Here is an 18,176-nt window from a genome sequence, read left to right as displayed (position 1 = left end):
CAGCCCGGATCACATCCATGTTCGATACTCTGCTGATTGCCAACCGCGGCGAAATCGCCTGCCGCGTGGCCGCCACCGCCCGCCGCATGGGCATCCGCACGGTCGCCGTTTATTCCGACGCCGACGCCAACGCGCGCCACGTCGCCGCCTGCGACCGGGCCGTGCATATCGGCGGCGCCGAGCCGCGCGCCAGCTACCTGCGCGCCGACGCCATCCTGCAGGCCGCGCGCGACACCGGCGCCCAGGCCATCCACCCCGGCTACGGCTTTCTCTCCGAAAACGAAGACTTCGCGCAGGCCGCCACCGCGGCCGGCATCGCCTTCGTCGGCCCGCCCGCCTCCGCCATCGCCGCCATGGGCAGCAAATCGGCCGCCAAGGCCCTGATGGAAAAGGCCGGCGTGCCGCTGGTGCCGGGCTACCACGGCGAGAACCAGGACCCGCAGTTCCTCAAGACGCAGGCCGACGCCATCGGCTATCCGGTGCTGATCAAGGCCAGCGCCGGCGGCGGCGGCAAGGGCATGCGCGTGGTCGAATCCTCCGGCGCCTTCCTCGACGCGCTCGCCTCGTGCCAGCGCGAAGCCGCCTCCAGCTTCGGCGACGACCGCGTGCTGATCGAGCGCTACCTGCAAAAGCCGCGCCACATCGAAATCCAGGTCTTCGCCGACACGCACGGCAACTGCGTCTACCTGTTCGAGCGCGACTGTTCCGTGCAGCGTCGCCACCAGAAAGTCATCGAGGAAGCCCCGGCGCCCGGCATGACCGAAGAACGCCGCCGCGCCATGGGCGACGCCGCCGTGGCCGCCGCGCGCGCCGTGGGCTACGTCGGCGCCGGCACGGTGGAATTCATCGCCGAACCGGACGGCCGCTTCTACTTCATGGAAATGAACACGCGCCTGCAGGTCGAGCACCCGGTCACCGAAATGATCACGGGCCACGACCTGGTGGAGTGGCAGCTGCGCGTGGCCGCCGGCCAGCCGCTGCCGGCGCGCCAGGAAGACCTGCGCATCGACGGCCACGCCATCGAGGCCCGCATCTACGCCGAGAACCCCGAGAAGGGCTTCCTGCCTTCCATCGGCACGCTGGCCTACCTGGGCCTGCCCGCCCACACCGCGTTCGCCAACGGCGACATCCGCGTCGACGGCGGCGTGCGCATGGGCGACACGATCACGCCTTACTACGACCCGATGATCGCCAAGCTCATCGTGCACGGCGCCGACCGCGACCAGGCCCGCGCCCGCATGCTGCAGGCCCTGGCGCAGACCCAGGCCGTGGGCGTGCAGACCAACGTGGCGTTCCTGTCGCGGCTGATGCAGGACAGCGCCTTCGCCGCCGCCGATCTGGACACCGGCCTCATCGAACGCCAGCGCGCCACGCTGCTGCCCGAACCGCAACCGGCCGGCCCGGCCGTGCTGGCCCTGGCCAGCGCCGCGCTGCTGGTGCGCCAGGGACTGGGCGCGCCGGCCAGGACCGCCACCGATCCCTGGGACGCGCGCGACGGCTGGCGACTGGGCGGGCGCTACCACCGCGAGCTGCAATGGGTGGACAACGGCGAAACGCGCAAGGCGCTCATCGCGCGCGACGGCGCGGCCTGGACGCTGGACTGCGGCGACGGCCCGCAGGCCTTCCAGTGGCGCGCCCACGCCAGCGCCAATCCCAACCTGGCCTATGGCCTGCGCATCACGCTGGGCGGCCATGAAAGCGCCGGCACCGTGGTGCTGCACGCCGACCGCGCCCACGTCTTCACCGACGCCGGCTCGCACGCGCTGGAACGCTACGATCCGCTGGCGCATTCGCAGGATACCCAGGGCGAACACGGCGGCGGCCTGACCGCGCCCATGCCGGGCAAGATCATCTCGATCTCGGTGCAGGCCGGCGACACCGTCGAAAAGGGCCAGCCCCTGCTGGTCATGGAAGCCATGAAGATGGAACACACCATCTCCGCCCCGGCCAATGGCAAGGTCGCGGAAGTGTTCTACGCGGTCGGCGACCAGGTGGCCGAAGGCGCGGAACTGGTGGCGATCGGGGAATAGTCCGGCGCCATCGCGGGAAATGGATCGGGGCGGCCCACGGGCCGCCCCGATCCGTTTACGCAACGGATGACGCCTCTGCTATTAGTTTCCCGTCAGCGACTTGTCCCTAGAATGCCTGTTTCCCCGTGCGCCCCGTCCGCTTCCCGATGCCCGCTCCCGACGCCCCCAGCCCCTTGTCCCGCCCCGCGTTCCTGCATTTCCTGTGCGCCCGCGTGGGCGCCTCGCTGGCCTTCCAGATCGTGTCCGTGGCGGTGGGCTGGCAGGTCTATGAACTGTCCGGCAGCGCGCTGGACCTGGGGCTGATCGGGCTGGCGCAGTTCCTGCCCATGGCCGCGCTGACGCTGGTGGTCGGCCACGTGGCCGACCGCTACGACCGGCGTAAGATCGTGGCGATCTGCATGGCGGTCGAGGCGCTGGCCACGCTGACCCTGGCCGCGGCCGCGCTGCACGGCCTGGGCGGGCGGCCGCTGATCTACGCGACCCTCATCGTCATGAGCTCGGCGCGCGCCTTCGAGGCGCCCACGCTCACCACGCTGATTCCCGCCATCGTGCCGCGCCAGTGGCTGCCGCGCGCCACCGCGCTGTCGTCCTCGGGCGGACAGATCGCGCAGATCGCCGGGCCGGCGCTGGGCGGCGTGGGCTACGGCCTGGGCGCGGGCTGGATCTATTGCGTGGCCGCCGCGCTGTACCTGGCGGCCTTCGCCTCCATCGCCAGCATGGCCGTGGACCGCGCGCCGCCGCGCAAGGAGCCGACCACCTGGCGCACCCTGTTCGCCGGCATCACCTTCATCTTCCAGCGCCGGCTGCTGCTGGGCACCTTGTCGCTGGACCTCTTCGCCGTGCTGCTGGGCGGGGCCACCGCGCTGCTTCCCATCTTCGCCAAGGACATCCTGCAGGCCGGTCCCTGGGCGCTGGGCGCGCTGCGCGCCGCGCCGGCCTGCGGCGCCATGCTCATGTCCCTGGCGCTGGCGCGGCTGAGCCTGGGCGAGCACGTGGGCCGCCTCCTGTTCGGCGCGCTCATCCTGTTCGGCCTGGCCACCACCGTCTTCGGGCTATCCACTTCGATCCCGCTGTCGGTGGGCGCGCTGGCGGTGCTGGGCGCGGCCGACGCCATCAGCGTGGTGGTGCGCTCCTCGCTGGTGCAGCTCAACACGCCCGACCACATGCTGGGCCGGGTCAGCGCGGTGAACACGCTGTTCGTCAGCGCCTCCAACCAGCTCGGCGAATTCGAGTCCGGCATGCTGGCCGCACTGGTCGGCGCCGTGCCGGCCGTGGTGATCGGCGGCGTCGGCACCGTGGCGGTGGCGGGGCTGTGGATGTGGTGGTTCCCGGAACTGCGCAAGCTGCGCTCACTGGCGCCGGCATGACGCCGCCGCCGGTTCAATCGCCGCCCGCCTGCGCCGGCGCCGCGGCGGGCGCGGGGGCCTGCGCGGTCAGGCGCGCGAACAGCGCGAAGCTGAGCGCCACCGCCGCCAGGTTGTAGAGCGTGGCCCAGGCCAGCGCATGGCCGTAGCGCTGCGCGCGCGCCGCCTCCGACAGGTCGGCCGCCCCCAGCGCGGCGTACAGCAGCACGCCGACCACCGCCACGCCCACGGTGGTACCGGTCAGCTGCATGGTCGACGAAATGCCCGAGCCCATGCCCGCGTCTTCCGTGCGCACCGTGCCCAGCACGGCGTTGAGCGCCAGCGGGATCACGATGCCCTGGCCGGCGCCGTTCAACACCAGCGCCGCCACGATCAGCCTCATGTTGGCCACGTCCAGGATCGCACCGGCCGCCGAAAGCGCGATGCCGGCGCCGAACACCAGCACGCCCAGCAACAGCGCGCGGCGGCCCAGCCAGCGCGCAAGCCGCGGGCCGCTGACCGAGGCAGCGAAGAACGCCATCGCCGACGGCGTGAACACCGCGCCCGCGGCCAGCGGGCTCAGTTCCAGCCCGAACTGCAGCAGCATGGTCAGCGACAGGAAGAACGAACTGATGGCGGAAAAGAACAGGAACACGGCGCTCACGCCGGCCACGAAGCGGCGGTTGGCGAACAGGGCCATCTCGATCAGCGGCACGCCGCCGCGGCCGGACAAGGCCAGCTCATGGCGCACGAAAACCGCCAGCACCGGCGCCGCGGCCGCCGGACCGGCGTAGGACCACCACGGCCAGCCGTGCTCGTGGCCCAGCATGATGGGCACCAGCAGCAGGAACAGGCCCAGCGCCGCCAGCAGCGCGCCGGCCACGTCCAGCCGGTTCGAGACGGGCGCGCGCGTCTCGCGGATGCAGAGGCGGGCGGCCAGCATCGCGGCCAGCCCGATGGGCAGATTAATGAGGAAGATGGTGCGCCAGCCCAGGCCGGCATAGTCCTGCTCGATCAGGAAGCCCCCCGCCAGTTGCGAGATGGTCGCCGCCACGCCCTGCACCGCGCCCATCGCGCCGAAGGCCCGTGCGCGGCTGGCGCCGTCGAACATGACGCGGATGGAAGCCAGCACCTGCGGCATCAGCAGGGCGGCCGCGGCGCCCTGGACCACGCGCGCGCCAATTAGAATCCCGGGACCGGGGGCCAGTCCGCAGATCAGCGACGAGGCCGTGAACAGGCCCATCCCCCACAGGAAAATGCGGCGCCGGCCGTACAGGTCGCCCAGCCGCGCGCCGATCACCAGCAGCACGGCCAGCGCGGCGTCGTACGCGACGATGACCAGATGCACCTGCGAGAAACTCGCGCCCAGCCGCGTCTGCAGGCTGGGCAGCGATACATTGACGATGAAGAGGTCGAGAATGATGAGGAAATTCGCCGAAAGCAGGGCGGCCAGGGCGAACCAGCGGTTCGCGCCGGGTGTCGGAGTATCGGTCATGTCGTTGGCCCGAAAAGGATGAAGTATTAATATACGTACGACCGTATATTAAATTGAAGCATCGCATGGTGACAAGCGAGGACGGACTCATGGTTGAAACGGATCGCCGCCGCATCCGGGGCGAAAAAGCGCGCGCCGGCGTGCTGGCCCATTCGGCGCGCATCGCCTCGGTCGAAGGGCTGGAAGGCCTGACTTTCGGCCGCCTGGCCACGGAGGCCGGCGTGGCCAAGGGCAACATCCAGGTGCTGTTCGGCGACAAGGAAGCGCTGCAGCTCGCCACGCTGGAAAGCGCGGTGGACCTGTACCGCGACGCCGTGGTGGCGCCGGCCATGGCGCTGGCCAGTCCCGGCGAACGGCTGCGCGCGCTGGTCACGGGCTGGTTCCAGTTCGTGCAGGACCGCAGCCTGCCCGGCGGCTGCTTTCTTACCGCGGCCAGCAGCGAATACCGCGGCCGGCCCGGCGCGATCCGCGACCGCGTGCGCCAGCACCGGGACGAGGCGCGGCAGCGCTTCGAGACCCTGGCGCGCGAAGCCGTCGCCGCGCAAGAACTGCCGGCCGCCACCGACCCCGCCAGGCTGGCGTTCGACCTGCTGGCCTACCAGGCCATCGCCAACGTCGCCGCGGCCATGGGCGACGACGCCCAGTTCGCGATGGCGCGCGCGCGTTCGCTGGAAAGCATCGCCGCCGCATGACGGCGGGCGCGGCAAGCGCCCGCCATCCGCCGCCCCGCATCGCGCAAAGTTGATACAATAGGAATCATTATCATTCCATTCAACTCATGGCGATGCGCCCGGACCGCCGGCCGCACGGCGGACGGGGACTCAGGGGCATCATGGGGGAGCGTTTCTTCGGCGTCATCGCCGAGGCGTACAAGGCCTGGAACGCGGAGCTGGTCGGTTTCCTGAACCGCCAGCTCAAGCGCTCGCCCGAAGCCGCCCAGGACCTGGCGCAGGAAACCTTCGCCAAATGGCTGGCCGCCGGCAACGGCGCCGAACCGCCGGCCCAGCCCCGCGCCTACCTGTACAAAATCGCCCGCAACCTGCTGCGCGACCACTGGCGCCGCGAGAACGTGCGCGGCGCGCACCTGGCGGCCAGCCTGGACGATCGCGAGTTCGAGCCCGGCGCGGACAGCCTCGCCGCCGATCCCGCCAGCCAACCCGAGGCGCGCGCCGACGTGAACCAGCGCCTGCGCCGCCTGCAGGCCGCCATCGACGCCATGCCCGCGCGCCAGCGCGAGGCCTTCCTGCTTTATCGGTATGATGAATTGCGTTGCGAGGAGATCGCCCGCCGCATGGGCATTTCGGTGCGGGCGGTGGAAAAGCACCTGCAACTGGCGTTGGCGCACTGCAAGCGCCACGTCCACGGCGAAGCATCATGATCCGGTCCCGTTCCCTATCCGCTGTCGAAGAGGCCGCGAGCGCATGGTTCATGCGCCGCCGCGAACGCGCGTCCGATCCGCAGGCCGAACAGTCGTTTCAGGCCTGGCTGGCCGAATCGCCGCAACACCGCCGCGAATACGACCGCCTGGCGCAGGTCTGGGAAGACATGGCGGCCTTGCCGCGCCCGGCCGCCGCGCGGGCCGGCATGTCGCGGCCGGCCCGCCGGCCCACGCTGCTGCGCTGGAGCGGGGCGCTGGCCGCCCTGCTGCTGGCGGCGGGCCTGGCCTACCAGTACCTGCCCGTGAACTATGAATCGGTGGCCAATGCGTCCACCCGGACCCGCAGCCTGGTGCTGGCCGACGGCACCCGCGTCCATACCAACGTGGGCACCCGCGTCAGCGTGCGCTACACGCTGGCGCAGCGCCGCATCGACATCGAGGCCGGCGAGGTCTACATCGACGCCGCGCCCGACCGCCGCCCGCTGGTGGTCCAGGCGGGCGGCGCCGAACTGCGCGACATCGGCACCGAATTCAACGTGCTGCTGCTGCCCGACATGCTGCAGGTGGGCGTGCGCAGCGGCCAGGTAATGCTGGCCGCCGAGGGCGCGGACGAGCACAGGCGGCACACGCTGCGGGCCGGCGACAGCGTGCTGCTGGCGCGCGCCGACGGCCGGCTGCTGGACCGCCAGCGCGTGGCCGCCGGCGAAATCGGCGCCTGGCAGAACGGCGTGGCGGTGGTGCATGACGCGACCCTGCAGCAGCTGGCCGGCTACCTGGCGCTGTACCGCGGCGCCCCGGTGCGCTTCGCCGACGAGCGCGCGCGCGGCCTGCGCCTGTCCGGCACGCTGGACCTGCGCCAGCCCGACGCCTTGCTGGACACGCTGCCCGGCCTGTTGCCCGTCACGCTCGACCGCCGGCCCGACGGCTCGGCGGTCATCGCCAGCCGCTGAAACCCGCGTCCGGATAATTGAGAATTATTTTTCTTCCGGCAGGTACGGGTTTCGACGGCTGGCGCGTCTTCCCCGGTGTAGATCCGCTACTGGATCGGCTTTTTTGACTTGGGGAAAGTCCATGGCGCAACGCCATCTCCGCCGGCTCGCCGCCGGCCGTTACGCGCTGCTGTGCGCGCTGTCCATGCATGCCGCGCTGGCGGTCCAGGCCTTCGCGCCGTCCGTCGCCCACGCGCAGAGCGCGCCGACGCACGCTTTCGACCTGCCCGCCGGCAGCCTGGCCGACGCGCTGGTGGCGCTGGGCCGCCAGGCGCAGGTGCAGGTGCTGTTCAGTCCCGACGCCGTCGCCGGCCTGCAGGCGCCCGCCGTCTCGGGCAACCTGAGCGCGCAGGCCGCGCTGAACCGCCTGCTGATGCGCAGCGGCCTGGTCGCCGTACCCACGGCCACGGGCTTCGTGGTGCGCACGCCGGCCGGGTCCCCGGACGCCGACGCCGCCACCATGGCGCCCGTCACCGTCACCGGCCACGATCCCGCCACCACCGAAGGCACGGGCTCCTACACGACGCCCGCCGTCGCCCTGGGCAAGAACGAACAAAGCCTGCGCCAGATCCCGCAATCGGTCTCCGTCGTCACGCGCCAGCTGCTGGACGACCAGAACCTGGTGAACCTGGACGACGCCATGCGCACGGTCACCGGCATCACCGTCGAGGCCGGCAGCATCGGCGGCAACCACGGCAATTTCTACTCGCGCGGCTACGCGCTCGACACCATCCAGGTCGACGGCGTCAACACCCCGGCGAGCACCGGCAACGACCTGAGCTCGGGCTTCGGCCTGGCCATCTACGACCACATCGAAGTGCTGCGCGGCCCGTCCGGCCTGTTCCAGGGCGCGGGCGACCCCGGCGGCACCGTCAACCTGGTGCGCAAGCGCGCGCAAAAGGAATTCGCCTTCGGCGGCCAGCTCATGACCGGCTCGTGGGACCGCTATTACGCCGAAGCCGACCTCACCGGCCCGCTCGACAGCGACGGCCGGCTGCGCGGCCGCGTGGTCGCCTCCTATGACGACCGGCGCTCCTTCGTCGACGGCGTCTACACCGAAAAGCCCCTGTTCTACGGCACGCTGAGCTTCGACCTCACGCCCGACACCGTGCTCAGCGCCGGCGCCACCTACCAGCAATACAAGGGCCGCCCGTTCTTCGGCCTGCCCGGCTACACCGACGGCAGCCTGCTCGACGTGCGCCGCTCGACCAACCTGGACCCCAGCTGGAACCACATCACCGAAGAAATCACCGAATACTTCGCCGACGTGGAACACCGCCTGTCCAATGGCGGACGCATCAAGGTCAGCGGCGTCTACCGCGAACAGGACGAACCCAGCCGCGAATTCGGCTGGTCCGACTGCGCGGTCGATCCGGTCACCGGCGACACCTGCCTGGTTTCGTGGAAGTACCGCAGCCACTGGAAGACCTACGGCCTGGACGCCTTCGTGGCCACGCCGTTCCAGGCCTTCGGCCGCGAACACGAACTGATCGTGGGCGCCGACTACCGCAACATCCACAAGAACTTCCGCTATGGCGGCGGCGACAACGCCGACATCAATCTCTACCACCCCGACAACGACATCCCCAAGCCGGACTACCAGTTCACCAACGGCAACGACGGCAAGACCGAGCAGTACGGCCTGTATGCGCGCACCAACCTGCGCGTGGCCGACGCTGCCACCCTCATCGCCGGCGGGCGCCTGACCTGGTGGCAGAACCGCACCCAGAACCGCAACGCCTACTTCAACCAGTTCACCAACACCAAGAGCGACATCGACGGCAAATTCACGCCCTACCTGGGGCTGGTCGTCGACCTCAACGAGCAGGTGTCGGCGTACGCCAGCTACACCAGCATCTTCACACCGCAGACCGTCACCGACGTCAACGGCCAGCTGCTGGACCCGCGCACCGGCAAACAGGTCGAGATCGGCCTCAAGGGCGAATTTCTGGACAAGCGCCTGAACGCGCATGCGGCGCTGTTTCGCATGGAAGACGAAAACCGCGCCATGACCGACCCCGACAACCCGCTGTTCTCGATGGCGGCCGGCAAAATGCGCAGCCAGGGCTTCGAAGCCGAAATCAGCGGCAGCCCCGCGCCGGGCTGGGACATCACCGCCGGCTACGCCTACACCGCCACCAAGACCTTGAAGGGCACCGAGGAACAGAAGTCGCAGCAATACGCCTTCATCACGCCGCGCCACACCTTCAACCTGTGGACCAAGTACACCTTCGCCACCGGCGCGCTCGAAGGCCTGTCGCTGGGCGCGGGCCTGCGCAGCGTCAGCAGCATGTACCGCATGAACGGCCCGGTGAAGTTCGAGCAGCGCCCGTACACCACCGTGTCCGCGCAAGCCGGCTACCGCTTCAACAAGCACCTCGACGCCACGCTGACCGTGAACAACCTGTTCGACAAGGTCTATTACCAGCGCGTGTGGGCGGCGTATGGGTCGAACTACTATGGCGAGCCGCGCAGCGTGATGCTGAATCTGCGGGCCAGGTATTGAGCCGTTGCGAGACAGGCCCTGCGCAGCATTTCGCCCATGCCGGACGCTAATCCGTCGTCACAACGCGGATCACGTTCGGCGCGGTCTTGGATTGCGGTTCGAAATACAGCGTGGGCGCCCGATAAACCAGATCGCGCAACGCCTCATCAAGCTTCGGCATACCAAAACTTTTCGCATCCGGCGCCTGGCGGAAATCCTCCAGGCTGGCTGGCAAGCGCGTCAAGACGATCGAGTCGACTGAGCACATGGGGCCATAGGACGTGTCCTCGCACGAGTCCGGCGTCATCTCCGGCTGATCCGCCGGCAACACGAAACCATCCGTCAGGACCGCCTCTCCCGCTTTGAGCGTGATGGACGCGACCGCCGAAAAAATCAGCTCCACGTCCACGGCTTCCGCCGGCGTCGCCTCGGCCTTGCCCTGCTTGAACGCGCGCGCGACGCCGAGCCGCCAGCGAAACTCCCGCGCCTCCTCATCGCAGCCGCCGCCATTCTTCAACATCACATCGCAGCCCTTGCCCAGGCCATCGTCGGCTTCTTGATCGGATAGCGGCGTGGTCAGCTTGAACTCGCGATCCATCGTGTGGTTCAGCGTCGCGATGCCAATTTTCTTCAGTCTGTCCTGGTAATCCCAGCTCGGCCCGGTTTCGGGCAGTTTCGTACGCGGTTGATGATAAGTAATCCGGTTGAGCCGGTACTCGCCGGGCAATACCGGTATCACCTGATAAAGCAGCCCGCCGCGCACCGTCTGGAATACCGGCCCGGTGTCGGTCAGCTCAGGCTTGTGCTCCCCCTGCCCGGCCGTGATCGCCAGGCCCTTCTCCGACTTGTGTCTCCAATGCACAAAGGTGCTGCGCTGACGCACGTAGCGGTCGCGCGTCGCCTGGTCGTTGAAGTCGCGGCGGGGCGCGGCGTCCAGATTGATGGTCGGGATCACCAGCAGCGCCGCCCCGTGCTCGCGCGTGGAACCGAATATGTCATCGGCGCGTGCGCGTTGACGTTCTACCGCAGCGTCATAGCGGGCTGCGAAGTCTTGATCGACGGAAGATTGCGCGAACGTCAGGGCCGGAGCGAAGAGAATGGCCAGGAGAATGCGGGCAAGCGCGGGCAACGACGGCATTGTGCTTTGGTTCTCGTGTTGGAAATGAAGCGGTGTGACGAAGACTGGGTTATGGCGCATTGCCTCGGCAAGAGAGGCGGGGTCATGATATCGCGTGGGGCGGCTCCCAGCGATTGGCGATGTTGCCGCGCAGCTAAACTGATCCGTGCCCACAAGCGGCCACAAGGGAGAAAATAGATGGAAACGCCCGTCACCGAGCTATTCACGCGATACGAGCGCTTTTTCAACCAATCCCTGCACGGAAATGCGGACATGGCGGAGATTGTGTCGCTGTATGCCTCGGCTTTCATCGCCGCTTCTCCTGCCGGGGTCATGGCCGGGCAGAACGACGACCGGCTCAAGGAAGTCATGGCGCAAGGGTATGCGTACTATCGAACCATAGGGACCAAAGGAATGCGCGTCCGCAATGTCCGAATCTCCCCGATAGACGAGCTGCATTGCGTGGCCCACGTCGCCTGGACGGCGACCTACGGCCGCAAGGGCCAGGCGGACACGACCATCGATTTCGATGTCCATTATCTGGTCCAGGTACTGGGCGGCGAAGCGAAGGTTTTCGGCTGGATCTCGGGCGATGAGCAGGCCGTGCTCAGGCAGCACGGCATCATCTGAAATAGTGCGCGGGCCTGGCGTTAAAACAGCCAATAATTCACTTTCGCAACCTTTTATTTCACCTCGCCACCTCCAGACAGCTATCTAAACAACTGCAAAGCGCCACAAAATCCGCAACAGTTATGCGCTAGGATGGTTTCGTGTTCCTCTCAAAGGAAACCCATCATGGCTACCAGCTCGCAAACGCCGCAAGCCTTCACGTCGGTCCGTCCCAACGTCATGGAGGTCGAATACGGCGCATTTCGGGGTTATGTGGACGTCATCGACCATGCTCGGCAGATACCCATGTGCAAGACGCACTTCTGCGGCACGGTCTGGCCATCGCGCGACATGGCCGAACATCAGGCGATGGAACTGGCGCGCAGCCTTCGCGCCGCGGCCGGCGCATCCCGGGCAATGCTGCTCACCGCCAGCCTGAGCGACGCCGCGGCGGGGCGCAAGCCGCTGGAGTTCGTGCCCGTCAGCCTGGTCAAACAGCAACCCACCGTTCCGGTCGTCAAGCGCCATCTGCGGCTGGTCGCCTGAGAACTATCCGAGCGGTTCCGCCGAGTCGACGTACACCAGGCCGGCCTCGCGCAGTTTGTCGCGCATGCCGTAGATGTCCAGTCCCAGTTCGCCGGCCGCCAGGCGCGCCCGCGTGAGGTTTTCCTTATGCAGGCGCGCCTCGCTCGCTTCGGCCACATCGGCGGCGCGCTCGCGTTCTACCACGACCACGCCGTCCTCGTCGGCCACGACGACGTCACCCGGACGCACCAGCGCGCCCGCGCACACCACCGGTATGTTGACGCTGCCTGGCGTGGCCTTGACCGTTCCCTTGGCGCAGATCGCGCGCGCCCAGACCGGGAAACGCATGGCCTCGAGCGCAAGCACGTCGCGGCAGCCCGCGTCGATGACCAGGCCGCGAACGCCGCGCGCGGCAAACGAGGTCGCGAGCAGTTCGCCGAACATGCCGTCATGGTTGTCGGTGGTGCAGGCCACGACCAGCACGTCGCCGGGCTGGCATAGCTCGGCCGCGACGTGCAGCATCCAGTTGTCCCCCGGCTGCGCCAGCACGGTGACCGCGCTGCCGGCGACGGCCGCGCCGCGCCAGACCGGACGCAGGCTGGGGCGCAGCAGGCCGCTGCGGCCCTGGGCCTCATGGACGGTGGCGACGCCCGCCGCCTGCAGGCGCGCGATGATCGAGGCGTCCGCGCGGGCGATGTTCCGGACGGCGATTGCCTGCGTGCTCATGCGAACGCTCCCGTGACCTGCGGGAAGATGCGCTGGTACCCCTCGGCATGCGTGATCTTCAGATCGGAATTGCGCGAGGCCTGCACGCCGCGCTGCAGCGCCACGCGGGTGTAGTACTCCCACAGGTGTTCCTGCGCCGCCATGGTTTCGAAGGCGCGGCGCTTGACGTCCCAGACTTCGGAGATGTCCAGCAGGACTTCCGGCTTCCATTCGCACTGTTCGGGCTGGTGCGGTTCGAACAGGAACACCGGCGGCGCGCCCAGCACGGGCTGGTCCGGCCGATGCCCGTGCGCCTGGGCGATGATGCGCGCCTCCTGCGCCACGTGGGTCGCCAGCGGATGGTCGAAGTTGTACGGGTCCTTGAGCGAATGCGTGAGCACGAAGGCCGGCCGCAATTCGCGATAGATGTCGGCCAACTGGAACAGGGCGTCGTCGCTCACCCGCAGCGGATAGTCGCCGCAATCCAGAAAGCGCACCGAGGCGCCGAGTATGCCGGCCGCGCGCGTGGCCTCGTCGCGGCGCGCCGCCTTGACGCGGTCCAGGGTCATGCCCGGCTCGCGCCAGAGTTTGGCGGATTCGCCGCGTTCGCCGAAAGACAGGCACACGACCGTCATGTTCCAGCCGCGCCGCGCATAGAGCGCGATGGCGCCGCCGGCGCGCCAGACGAAGTCGGCCGAATGGGCGCTGACGACCAGGCCGTGTTGCGTTGTGCTGCTCATGCTTTCATCCCAGGAAAAAGTAAACCGGCCTTGCCGCCGGGGTCCCGCCCATGCGGGCTCAATCCGCGCTGATGCCCGCCGCGCGGATCACCTTGCCCCACTTCACCGTTTCTTCGGCAACGAAGCGGCCGAAATCCTCGGCGCTGCCCGGCGTGATCTCGGCGCCCATCTCGCCCATGCGTTGCTTGATGGCGGGATCGGCCAGCGCGGCCTGCAGGGCCTGGTTCAAGCGCTGCACCACGGCCGGCGGCATGCCCACGGGGCCGACCAGTCCCCACCACACCGTGGCGTCGGCGCCCGGCAGCCCTTGGGCAGCCGCGGTCGGCACGTCGGGCAACAGTTTGGACGGATGCGGATTGAGCACGGCGAGCGCGCGCAACTTGTCGGACTTGATGTGCGAGACAACTTCGAGCGGATTGATCGACATGAACGACAGCCGTCCGCCGAGCAGATCCGTGACGGCGGGCGAGCCGCCCTTGTACGGAATGTGCAGCGCCTTGAAGCCGCCCTCGGCCTTCAGCAGTTCACTGCCCAGGTGGCCCGAACTCCCGTTCCCGGCCGAGCCATAGCTGAGCCTGTCGGGCTGCGCGCGGCCTTCGGCCACCAGATCCTTCAGGCTTTTGGCGGACGCGTCGCTGCGCACCACCACGACCAGCGGCGCGTAGCCGATGGCGCCGATCGGCGCGAAATCCTTGGCGGGATCGAAACTCAGCTTCGGGAACAGGGCGGCGTTGCTGGCCAGCGTGTTCGAGGCGGTCAGCAGGGTGTAGCCGTCGGGAGCAGAGCGCGCGACGTGCTCCATGCCGATATTGGTGGCCGCTCCCGGGCGGTTGTCGACGATGACCGGCTGCTTCAGTTCATCGGACATCTTTTGCGTGATCAACCGGGTCACGATGTCCACGCCGCCGCCGGCGGCATACGGCACCACGATGCGCACCGGCTTGTCCGGAAAGCCGTCGGCCGCGCGGACGCCGAAAGGCGCCACCATCGCGGCGGCCAGCCCCAGGACGGCGCCGAGCCGGCCCAGTTGTCGGGAATAGACCTGCATTGCTGTCTCCTGTGTCGTTGTTCTAGTGTCGACATGGTGCGCGGGTCAGACTAATATCGTCCAATACTTTTGCGATAGCCGATTTATTTGGTTTTCAAATAACCGTGGATTTCCGCCAACTGCGTTACTTCGTTGCCGTCGCCGAGGAACTGAGCTTCAGCGCCGCCGCCCGGCGCCTGCACGTCAGCCAGCCGCCGCTGAGTCTGCAGATCAAGGCCCTGGAGACGGAGCTTGGCGCGGTGCTGCTGGATCGCAACAAGCGCAACGTCGCACTGACCGAGGCGGGCGCCCTGTTTCTCGACCAGGCGCGGCGGGCCCTCGGCAATCTGGACCGGGCCGCCGAAGTCGTGCGCCTGGCGTCCAAGGGCGAAGCGGGCGAGATCCGGATCGCGTTCACGGCCTCGGTGCCCATGGCCGAGGCGTTCCCCCGCGTGGTGCGCTCGTTCCGCGACAATCATCCCGCGGCGCGCGCAGACCTGATTCACATGTCCACCGGACAGCAATTGCAGGCGCTGGCCGACAAGAGCGTCGACGTCGGCTTCCTGCGCCCGTCGCTGCTGTTCTGCCCGCCTCCCAATATCCAGACCCTGAATCTGTGGACCGACCGCCTGGTCGCGGTGCTGCCGGCCTGGCATGCGCTGGCGGCGCGGCCGGACCCCTTGCCGATGGCGGCGCTGGCCGACGAGGCCTTCATCCTGTTTCCCCGGGGGCTGGGCTGCGGCCTGTTCGAGCACGTGACGGTGCTGGCCAGCCGAGCGGGCTTCGCGCCGCGTCTGATGCAGGAAGCGCGCGAAGGCGCGACCATCGTCGGGCTGGTGGCGGCGGGCATGGGAATCTCCGTGCTGCCGGACACCTACGCGCGCACCGGCATTCCGGGCGTGGTGTACCGCGAGCTGGATACGCCCGACGCGACCAGCAGCCTGCTTCTGGCGTACCGACGCGATGACGCGTCGCCCCTGCTGCGGCGCTTCGTCGACGAGGTCAGGCCCACCGCCGGCGCCGCCGTATGAAGCTGCCGCTATCCTGACCGGCGCGCCGCGGCGGCGCCGTGCCTCATTCGTACGACTTCGCCAGCGCCAGCAACTCGGGCGTGCCGATGGTCTCGTTCAGGCCGTCGAAGTCCATCATGCGATCGCGCCATGGCGCGGTGCTGCCGTGCTCGCGCAAGCTGCCGTAGTAGCCCTTCAGCATGTGCGCGACCGCGCGCGAGGCGCCGCCAGGGAAGATCACGATGCGAAAACCGCGCCTGGCCAGCGCCTGGGCGCTTTCCACGGGCGTCTGGCCGCCCTCGACCATGTTCGCCAGCAGCGGCACGCGGTGCGCGAAACGCGCGCACGCGGCGTCGAGCTGCGCTTCGGTGCGCAGGGCCTCCACGAAGATGGCGTCGACCCCGCATTCGAGATAGCGTTCGGCGCGTTCGAGCGCGGCGTCCAGCCCTTCGACGGCGAGCGCGTCGGTGCGGGCGAGGATCAGCGTGCGGTCGCGGGCGTCCATGGCGGCGCGCAGCTTGCCGCACATCTCGGCCACGGGCACCACGCTCTTGCCGGCGAGGTGGCCGCAGCGCTTCGGAAAACTCTGGTCCTCGATCTGGATCATGGCCGCGCCGGCCCGTTCGAAGCCGCGCACCGTGCGCTGCACGTTGAGCGCGTTGCCGAAACCGGTATCGCCGTCCACGATCACCGGCGTGTCCACGCGTTCGGTAATGCGGGCAAGCGTGTCGGCCACCTCGGTATAGGTGGTGAGTCCGACGTCGGATCGTCCCAGCCGCGCATAGGCGATGGACGCGCCCGACAGGTAAAGCGCCTCGAAGCCGGCCTGCTCCGCGATCAGCGCCGTAAGCGCATCGTAGATTCCCGGCGCCAGCACGGCATGTCCGGCGTCGAGCCGGGACTTCAACACGGATACGGTCATCATGCCCTCAGGGGATGGCGCGCCAGGCTGCCATCGGCGAGCCGGCGCTTCAGTAGATTCATCAAGCCGCCGGCGCGCACCATGTCGAGCAGAAAGCCCGGCACTTCGGCGCACGGCAGCGCATCGCCGTTGGCGCGCAGCACGTGCCGGCCCGGCAGATCGAGCGTGACGGACTCGCCTTCTTGCAATTCGGCGGCGCGCTCGCAGGTCACGAGCATCAGGCCCACGTTGAACGCATTGCGGAAATACAGGCCATTGAAGTTCGGCGCGATCACCGCGGCCACGCCCAGATGCACGAGCGCGGCCGCCGCCTGCTCGCGCGAGGAGCCGATGCCGAAATGGCTGCCGGCCACCAGCACGTCGCCCGGCCTGACGCTCGATGCGAACTCGGGCCGCACGCCCTGCAGGCAGTGGCGCGCGATCTCCTCGATGCCGAATTTCATGTAGGCGCCGGGCGCGAGCTGGTCGGTGTCGACGTCGTCGCCCACGCGCCAGACGCGATGACGGGTAGCGGGCGTCGTCATGCCAGCACCTCCCTGGGATCGATGATGCGGCCGGCAAGCGCGGCGGCCGCCACGGAATAGGGCGAAGCGAGAAACACCCGGGCGGTTTCGGCGCCCATGCGCCCCTTGAAATTGCGCGCCGTGGTCGAGATGACGTTGACGCCTTCGGGTATCGACCCGCCATAGCCGGAGCAGGCGCCGCAGGAATTCGGCAGCACTTGCGCCCCCGCGTCCCGCAGCGCGTCCATGACGCCTTCTTCCTGCGCGCGCTGCTGGTCGCGCGCGCTGGCGGGCGCCACCATCAGCGTCACGCCGGCGGCCAGGCGGCGGCCGCGCAGCACCTCGGCGGCGGCGCGCAGGTCCTCGAGCTTGGCGCCGGTACAGGCGCCGATATAGGCCGCCTGTATCGGCGTGGGGGGATAATCGCCCGCCGGCGCGGCGTTGGCGGGGCTGTGCGGCGCCGCCACCTGCGGCGCCAGCGCATCGGCGTCGAACCGGTGCGTTTCCACTTCCGCGCCGGCGTCGGTGCGCCAGCGCGCCAAGTCGATGTCGTGCGCGCGCGGCACGCCGGCGGCGTGCAGATAATCCAGCGTGACCCGGTCGGGCGCGATCAGCCCCACCTGCGAGCCCAGCTCGGCCGACATGTTCGACAGCGTCATGCGCTCCTGCATCGACAGCGCGCGCACGGCCTCGCCGCAGAACTCGACCGCCTGGTAGCGTCCGCCGTTCATGCCGAAACGGCCGATCATGGCAAGCGCCATGTCCTTGGCCGTGACGCCCCTGGCGAGCCGCCCGTCCCATTGCATGGCGATCGTCTGCGGCACCTGCACCCAGATCTCGCCGCTGGCCACCACGCCCAGCATCTCGGTGCTGCCCACGCCGAACATGTATGCGCCGAACGCGCCGCCGGTGGGCGAGTGCGAGTCGCCTCCCACACAGAACATGCCGGGGCGGATGTGGCCGTGCTCGGGCACCACCACGTGGCAGATGCCGATGGAATCGTAGACGTGCGGCAGCGCCTGTTCGCGCGCCCAGTCGCGCGCGATGCGCACGATGCGGCGCGACTCGTCGTCCGACTCCGGCACGTAGTGATCCATCACCAGCACCACCTTGTCGCGGTCCCACAGCCCCGTGCCCAGCGATTCGAGCATGGGTTTGAGGCGGCGCGGACCGCTGGAATCATGGAACATCGCCAGGTCGACCCGGCAGGTGACGATTTCGCCCACCGCGACCGTGTCGCGGCCGCTGGCTGCCGCCAGCAGCTTCTGGGCCAGGGTTTGCTCAGGCATGATGGCTTC

General features: G+C 68.8%; 17 protein-coding genes. 9 read left to right on the top strand and 8 right to left on the bottom strand.

Annotation, left to right across the window (positions count from 1 at the left end; genetic code table 11):
* Positions 1-17: 17 nt before the first annotated feature.
* Together AC1IQ6_RS00400 and AC1IQ6_RS00395 are read left to right on the top strand one after the other, a co-directional pair.
* Entirely contained in the window at positions 18-2,030 is a 2,013-nt protein-coding gene (locus tag AC1IQ6_RS00400) for an acetyl/propionyl/methylcrotonyl-CoA carboxylase subunit alpha (protein WP_485865633.1), read from the top strand.
* 146 nt (positions 2,031-2,176) lie between these two features.
* Entirely contained in the window at positions 2,177-3,397 is a 1,221-nt protein-coding gene (locus AC1IQ6_RS00395; RefSeq protein WP_485865632.1) for an MFS transporter, read from the top strand.
* 13 nt (positions 3,398-3,410) lie between these two features.
* Here the strand turns inward: AC1IQ6_RS00395 and AC1IQ6_RS00390 are convergent, their stop codons facing one another.
* Complete coding sequence (locus AC1IQ6_RS00390) at positions 3,411-4,868, bottom strand: MFS transporter (RefSeq protein ID WP_485865631.1); 1,458 nt, start codon at positions 4,866-4,868, stop codon at positions 3,411-3,413.
* An 89-nt stretch (positions 4,869-4,957) separates the two neighbouring features.
* Here AC1IQ6_RS00390 and AC1IQ6_RS00385 point away from each other — a divergent pair, with 89 nt between their 5' ends.
* The 4 genes from AC1IQ6_RS00385 to AC1IQ6_RS00370 all read left to right on the top strand — a co-directional run bounded on the left by AC1IQ6_RS00385 (position 4,958) and on the right by AC1IQ6_RS00370 (position 9,741).
* Entirely contained in the window at positions 4,958-5,560 is a 603-nt protein-coding gene (locus tag AC1IQ6_RS00385; RefSeq protein WP_102773511.1) for a TetR/AcrR family transcriptional regulator, read from the top strand.
* A gap of 140 nt (positions 5,561-5,700) precedes the next feature.
* Positions 5,701-6,246, top strand: coding sequence for an RNA polymerase sigma factor (locus AC1IQ6_RS00380; protein ID WP_485865630.1), 546 nt, complete (start codon positions 5,701-5,703; stop codon positions 6,244-6,246).
* Positions 6,243-7,196, top strand: a complete 954-nt coding sequence (locus tag AC1IQ6_RS00375; protein ID WP_485865629.1) for a FecR family protein — start codon at positions 6,243-6,245, stop codon at positions 7,194-7,196. The genes AC1IQ6_RS00380 and AC1IQ6_RS00375 overlap by 4 nt, the downstream gene beginning before the upstream one ends.
* A gap of 121 nt (positions 7,197-7,317) precedes the next feature.
* The gene (locus AC1IQ6_RS00370) at positions 7,318-9,741 is read left to right on the top strand and encodes a TonB-dependent siderophore receptor (protein ID WP_485865628.1); all 2,424 of its coding nucleotides are present in this window, start codon (positions 7,318-7,320) and stop codon (positions 9,739-9,741) included.
* Between the two features lie 46 nt (positions 9,742-9,787).
* Here AC1IQ6_RS00370 and AC1IQ6_RS00365 read toward each other — a convergent pair whose 3' ends face one another.
* Positions 9,788-10,858 carry a hypothetical protein gene (locus tag AC1IQ6_RS00365; protein WP_111826241.1) on the bottom strand — a complete coding sequence of 357 codons (1,071 nt, stop codon included), beginning with the start codon at positions 10,856-10,858 and terminating at the stop codon, positions 9,788-9,790.
* Between the two features lie 177 nt (positions 10,859-11,035).
* Between AC1IQ6_RS00365 and AC1IQ6_RS00360 the strand changes: the two genes are divergently transcribed.
* Positions 11,036-11,467 (top strand): DUF6841 family protein, encoded by a 432-nt coding sequence (locus tag AC1IQ6_RS00360; RefSeq protein WP_111826242.1) that lies wholly within the window; start codon positions 11,036-11,038, stop codon positions 11,465-11,467.
* Positions 11,468-11,632: 165 nt separating this feature from the next.
* The gene (locus AC1IQ6_RS00355) at positions 11,633-11,992 is read left to right on the top strand and encodes a hypothetical protein (RefSeq protein ID WP_102772945.1); all 360 of its coding nucleotides are present in this window, start codon (positions 11,633-11,635) and stop codon (positions 11,990-11,992) included.
* A gap of 3 nt (positions 11,993-11,995) precedes the next feature.
* Here the strand turns inward: AC1IQ6_RS00355 and AC1IQ6_RS00350 are convergent, their stop codons facing one another.
* Genes AC1IQ6_RS00350 through AC1IQ6_RS00340 form a run of 3 tightly spaced genes read right to left on the bottom strand, consistent with a single transcriptional unit; the run spans position 11,996 to position 14,464 of the window.
* Positions 11,996-12,697 (bottom strand): 4-carboxy-4-hydroxy-2-oxoadipate aldolase/oxaloacetate decarboxylase, encoded by a 702-nt coding sequence (locus AC1IQ6_RS00350; protein WP_485865627.1) that lies wholly within the window; start codon positions 12,695-12,697, stop codon positions 11,996-11,998.
* Entirely contained in the window at positions 12,694-13,416 is a 723-nt protein-coding gene (locus AC1IQ6_RS00345) for a PIG-L deacetylase family protein (RefSeq protein ID WP_102772943.1), read from the bottom strand. Before AC1IQ6_RS00345 ends, AC1IQ6_RS00350 begins: the two co-directional genes overlap by 4 nt.
* Before the next feature lie 58 nt (positions 13,417-13,474).
* Entirely contained in the window at positions 13,475-14,464 is a 990-nt protein-coding gene (locus AC1IQ6_RS00340) for a Bug family tripartite tricarboxylate transporter substrate binding protein (protein ID WP_485865626.1), read from the bottom strand.
* Between the two features lie 104 nt (positions 14,465-14,568).
* Here AC1IQ6_RS00340 and AC1IQ6_RS00335 point away from each other — a divergent pair, with 104 nt between their 5' ends.
* Positions 14,569-15,474, top strand: a complete 906-nt coding sequence (locus AC1IQ6_RS00335; RefSeq protein WP_111826245.1) for a LysR substrate-binding domain-containing protein — start codon at positions 14,569-14,571, stop codon at positions 15,472-15,474.
* 43 nt (positions 15,475-15,517) lie between these two features.
* Here AC1IQ6_RS00335 and AC1IQ6_RS00330 read toward each other — a convergent pair whose 3' ends face one another.
* The 3 genes from AC1IQ6_RS00330 to AC1IQ6_RS00320 are packed head-to-tail and all read right to left on the bottom strand — an operon-like array spanning position 15,518 to position 18,167.
* Positions 15,518-16,375, bottom strand: coding sequence for an isocitrate lyase/PEP mutase family protein (locus AC1IQ6_RS00330; RefSeq protein WP_102772940.1), 858 nt, complete (start codon positions 16,373-16,375; stop codon positions 15,518-15,520).
* Positions 16,375-16,899, bottom strand: coding sequence for a LeuD/DmdB family oxidoreductase small subunit (locus AC1IQ6_RS00325; protein WP_485865625.1), 525 nt, complete (start codon positions 16,897-16,899; stop codon positions 16,375-16,377). Before AC1IQ6_RS00325 ends, AC1IQ6_RS00330 begins: the two co-directional genes overlap by 1 nt.
* Positions 16,896-18,167: a 3-isopropylmalate dehydratase large subunit gene (locus AC1IQ6_RS00320; RefSeq protein WP_485865624.1), complete on the bottom strand. Its 1,272-nt coding sequence runs from the start codon at positions 18,165-18,167 to the stop codon at positions 16,896-16,898. Before AC1IQ6_RS00320 ends, AC1IQ6_RS00325 begins: the two co-directional genes overlap by 4 nt.
* Between the last annotated feature and the right edge of the window lie 9 nt (positions 18,168-18,176).

The organism is Achromobacter sp. MUI-25009338, from assembly GCF_057359325.1.
Note: the sequence above shows the minus strand (reverse complement) of the source record. Positions and strands in the feature narration are given on the sequence as shown.

Excerpts from the sequence above, each read along its gene's own strand:
- AC1IQ6_RS00400 (WP_485865633.1), top strand. The coding sequence starts at position 18 with ATGTTCGATACTCTGCTGATTGCCAACCGCGGCGAAATCGCCTGCCGC.
- AC1IQ6_RS00395 (WP_485865632.1), top strand. The coding sequence starts at position 2,177 with ATGCCCGCTCCCGACGCCCCCAGCCCCTTGTCCCGCCCCGCGTTCCTG.
- AC1IQ6_RS00390 (WP_485865631.1), bottom strand. The coding sequence starts at position 4,868 with ATGACCGATACTCCGACACCCGGCGCGAACCGCTGGTTCGCCCTGGCC.
- AC1IQ6_RS00385 (WP_102773511.1), top strand. The coding sequence starts at position 4,958 with ATGGTTGAAACGGATCGCCGCCGCATCCGGGGCGAAAAAGCGCGCGCC.
- AC1IQ6_RS00380 (WP_485865630.1), top strand. The coding sequence starts at position 5,701 with ATGGGGGAGCGTTTCTTCGGCGTCATCGCCGAGGCGTACAAGGCCTGG.
- AC1IQ6_RS00375 (WP_485865629.1), top strand. The coding sequence starts at position 6,243 with ATGATCCGGTCCCGTTCCCTATCCGCTGTCGAAGAGGCCGCGAGCGCA.
- AC1IQ6_RS00370 (WP_485865628.1), top strand. The coding sequence starts at position 7,318 with ATGGCGCAACGCCATCTCCGCCGGCTCGCCGCCGGCCGTTACGCGCTG.
- AC1IQ6_RS00365 (WP_111826241.1), bottom strand. The coding sequence starts at position 10,858 with ATGCCGTCGTTGCCCGCGCTTGCCCGCATTCTCCTGGCCATTCTCTTC.
- AC1IQ6_RS00360 (WP_111826242.1), top strand. The coding sequence starts at position 11,036 with ATGGAAACGCCCGTCACCGAGCTATTCACGCGATACGAGCGCTTTTTC.
- AC1IQ6_RS00355 (WP_102772945.1), top strand. The coding sequence starts at position 11,633 with ATGGCTACCAGCTCGCAAACGCCGCAAGCCTTCACGTCGGTCCGTCCC.
- AC1IQ6_RS00350 (WP_485865627.1), bottom strand. The coding sequence starts at position 12,697 with ATGAGCACGCAGGCAATCGCCGTCCGGAACATCGCCCGCGCGGACGCC.
- AC1IQ6_RS00345 (WP_102772943.1), bottom strand. The coding sequence starts at position 13,416 with ATGAGCAGCACAACGCAACACGGCCTGGTCGTCAGCGCCCATTCGGCC.
- AC1IQ6_RS00340 (WP_485865626.1), bottom strand. The coding sequence starts at position 14,464 with ATGCAGGTCTATTCCCGACAACTGGGCCGGCTCGGCGCCGTCCTGGGG.
- AC1IQ6_RS00330 (WP_102772940.1), bottom strand. The coding sequence starts at position 16,375 with ATGACCGTATCCGTGTTGAAGTCCCGGCTCGACGCCGGACATGCCGTG.
- AC1IQ6_RS00325 (WP_485865625.1), bottom strand. The coding sequence starts at position 16,899 with ATGACGACGCCCGCTACCCGTCATCGCGTCTGGCGCGTGGGCGACGAC.
- AC1IQ6_RS00320 (WP_485865624.1), bottom strand. The coding sequence starts at position 18,167 with ATGCCTGAGCAAACCCTGGCCCAGAAGCTGCTGGCGGCAGCCAGCGGC.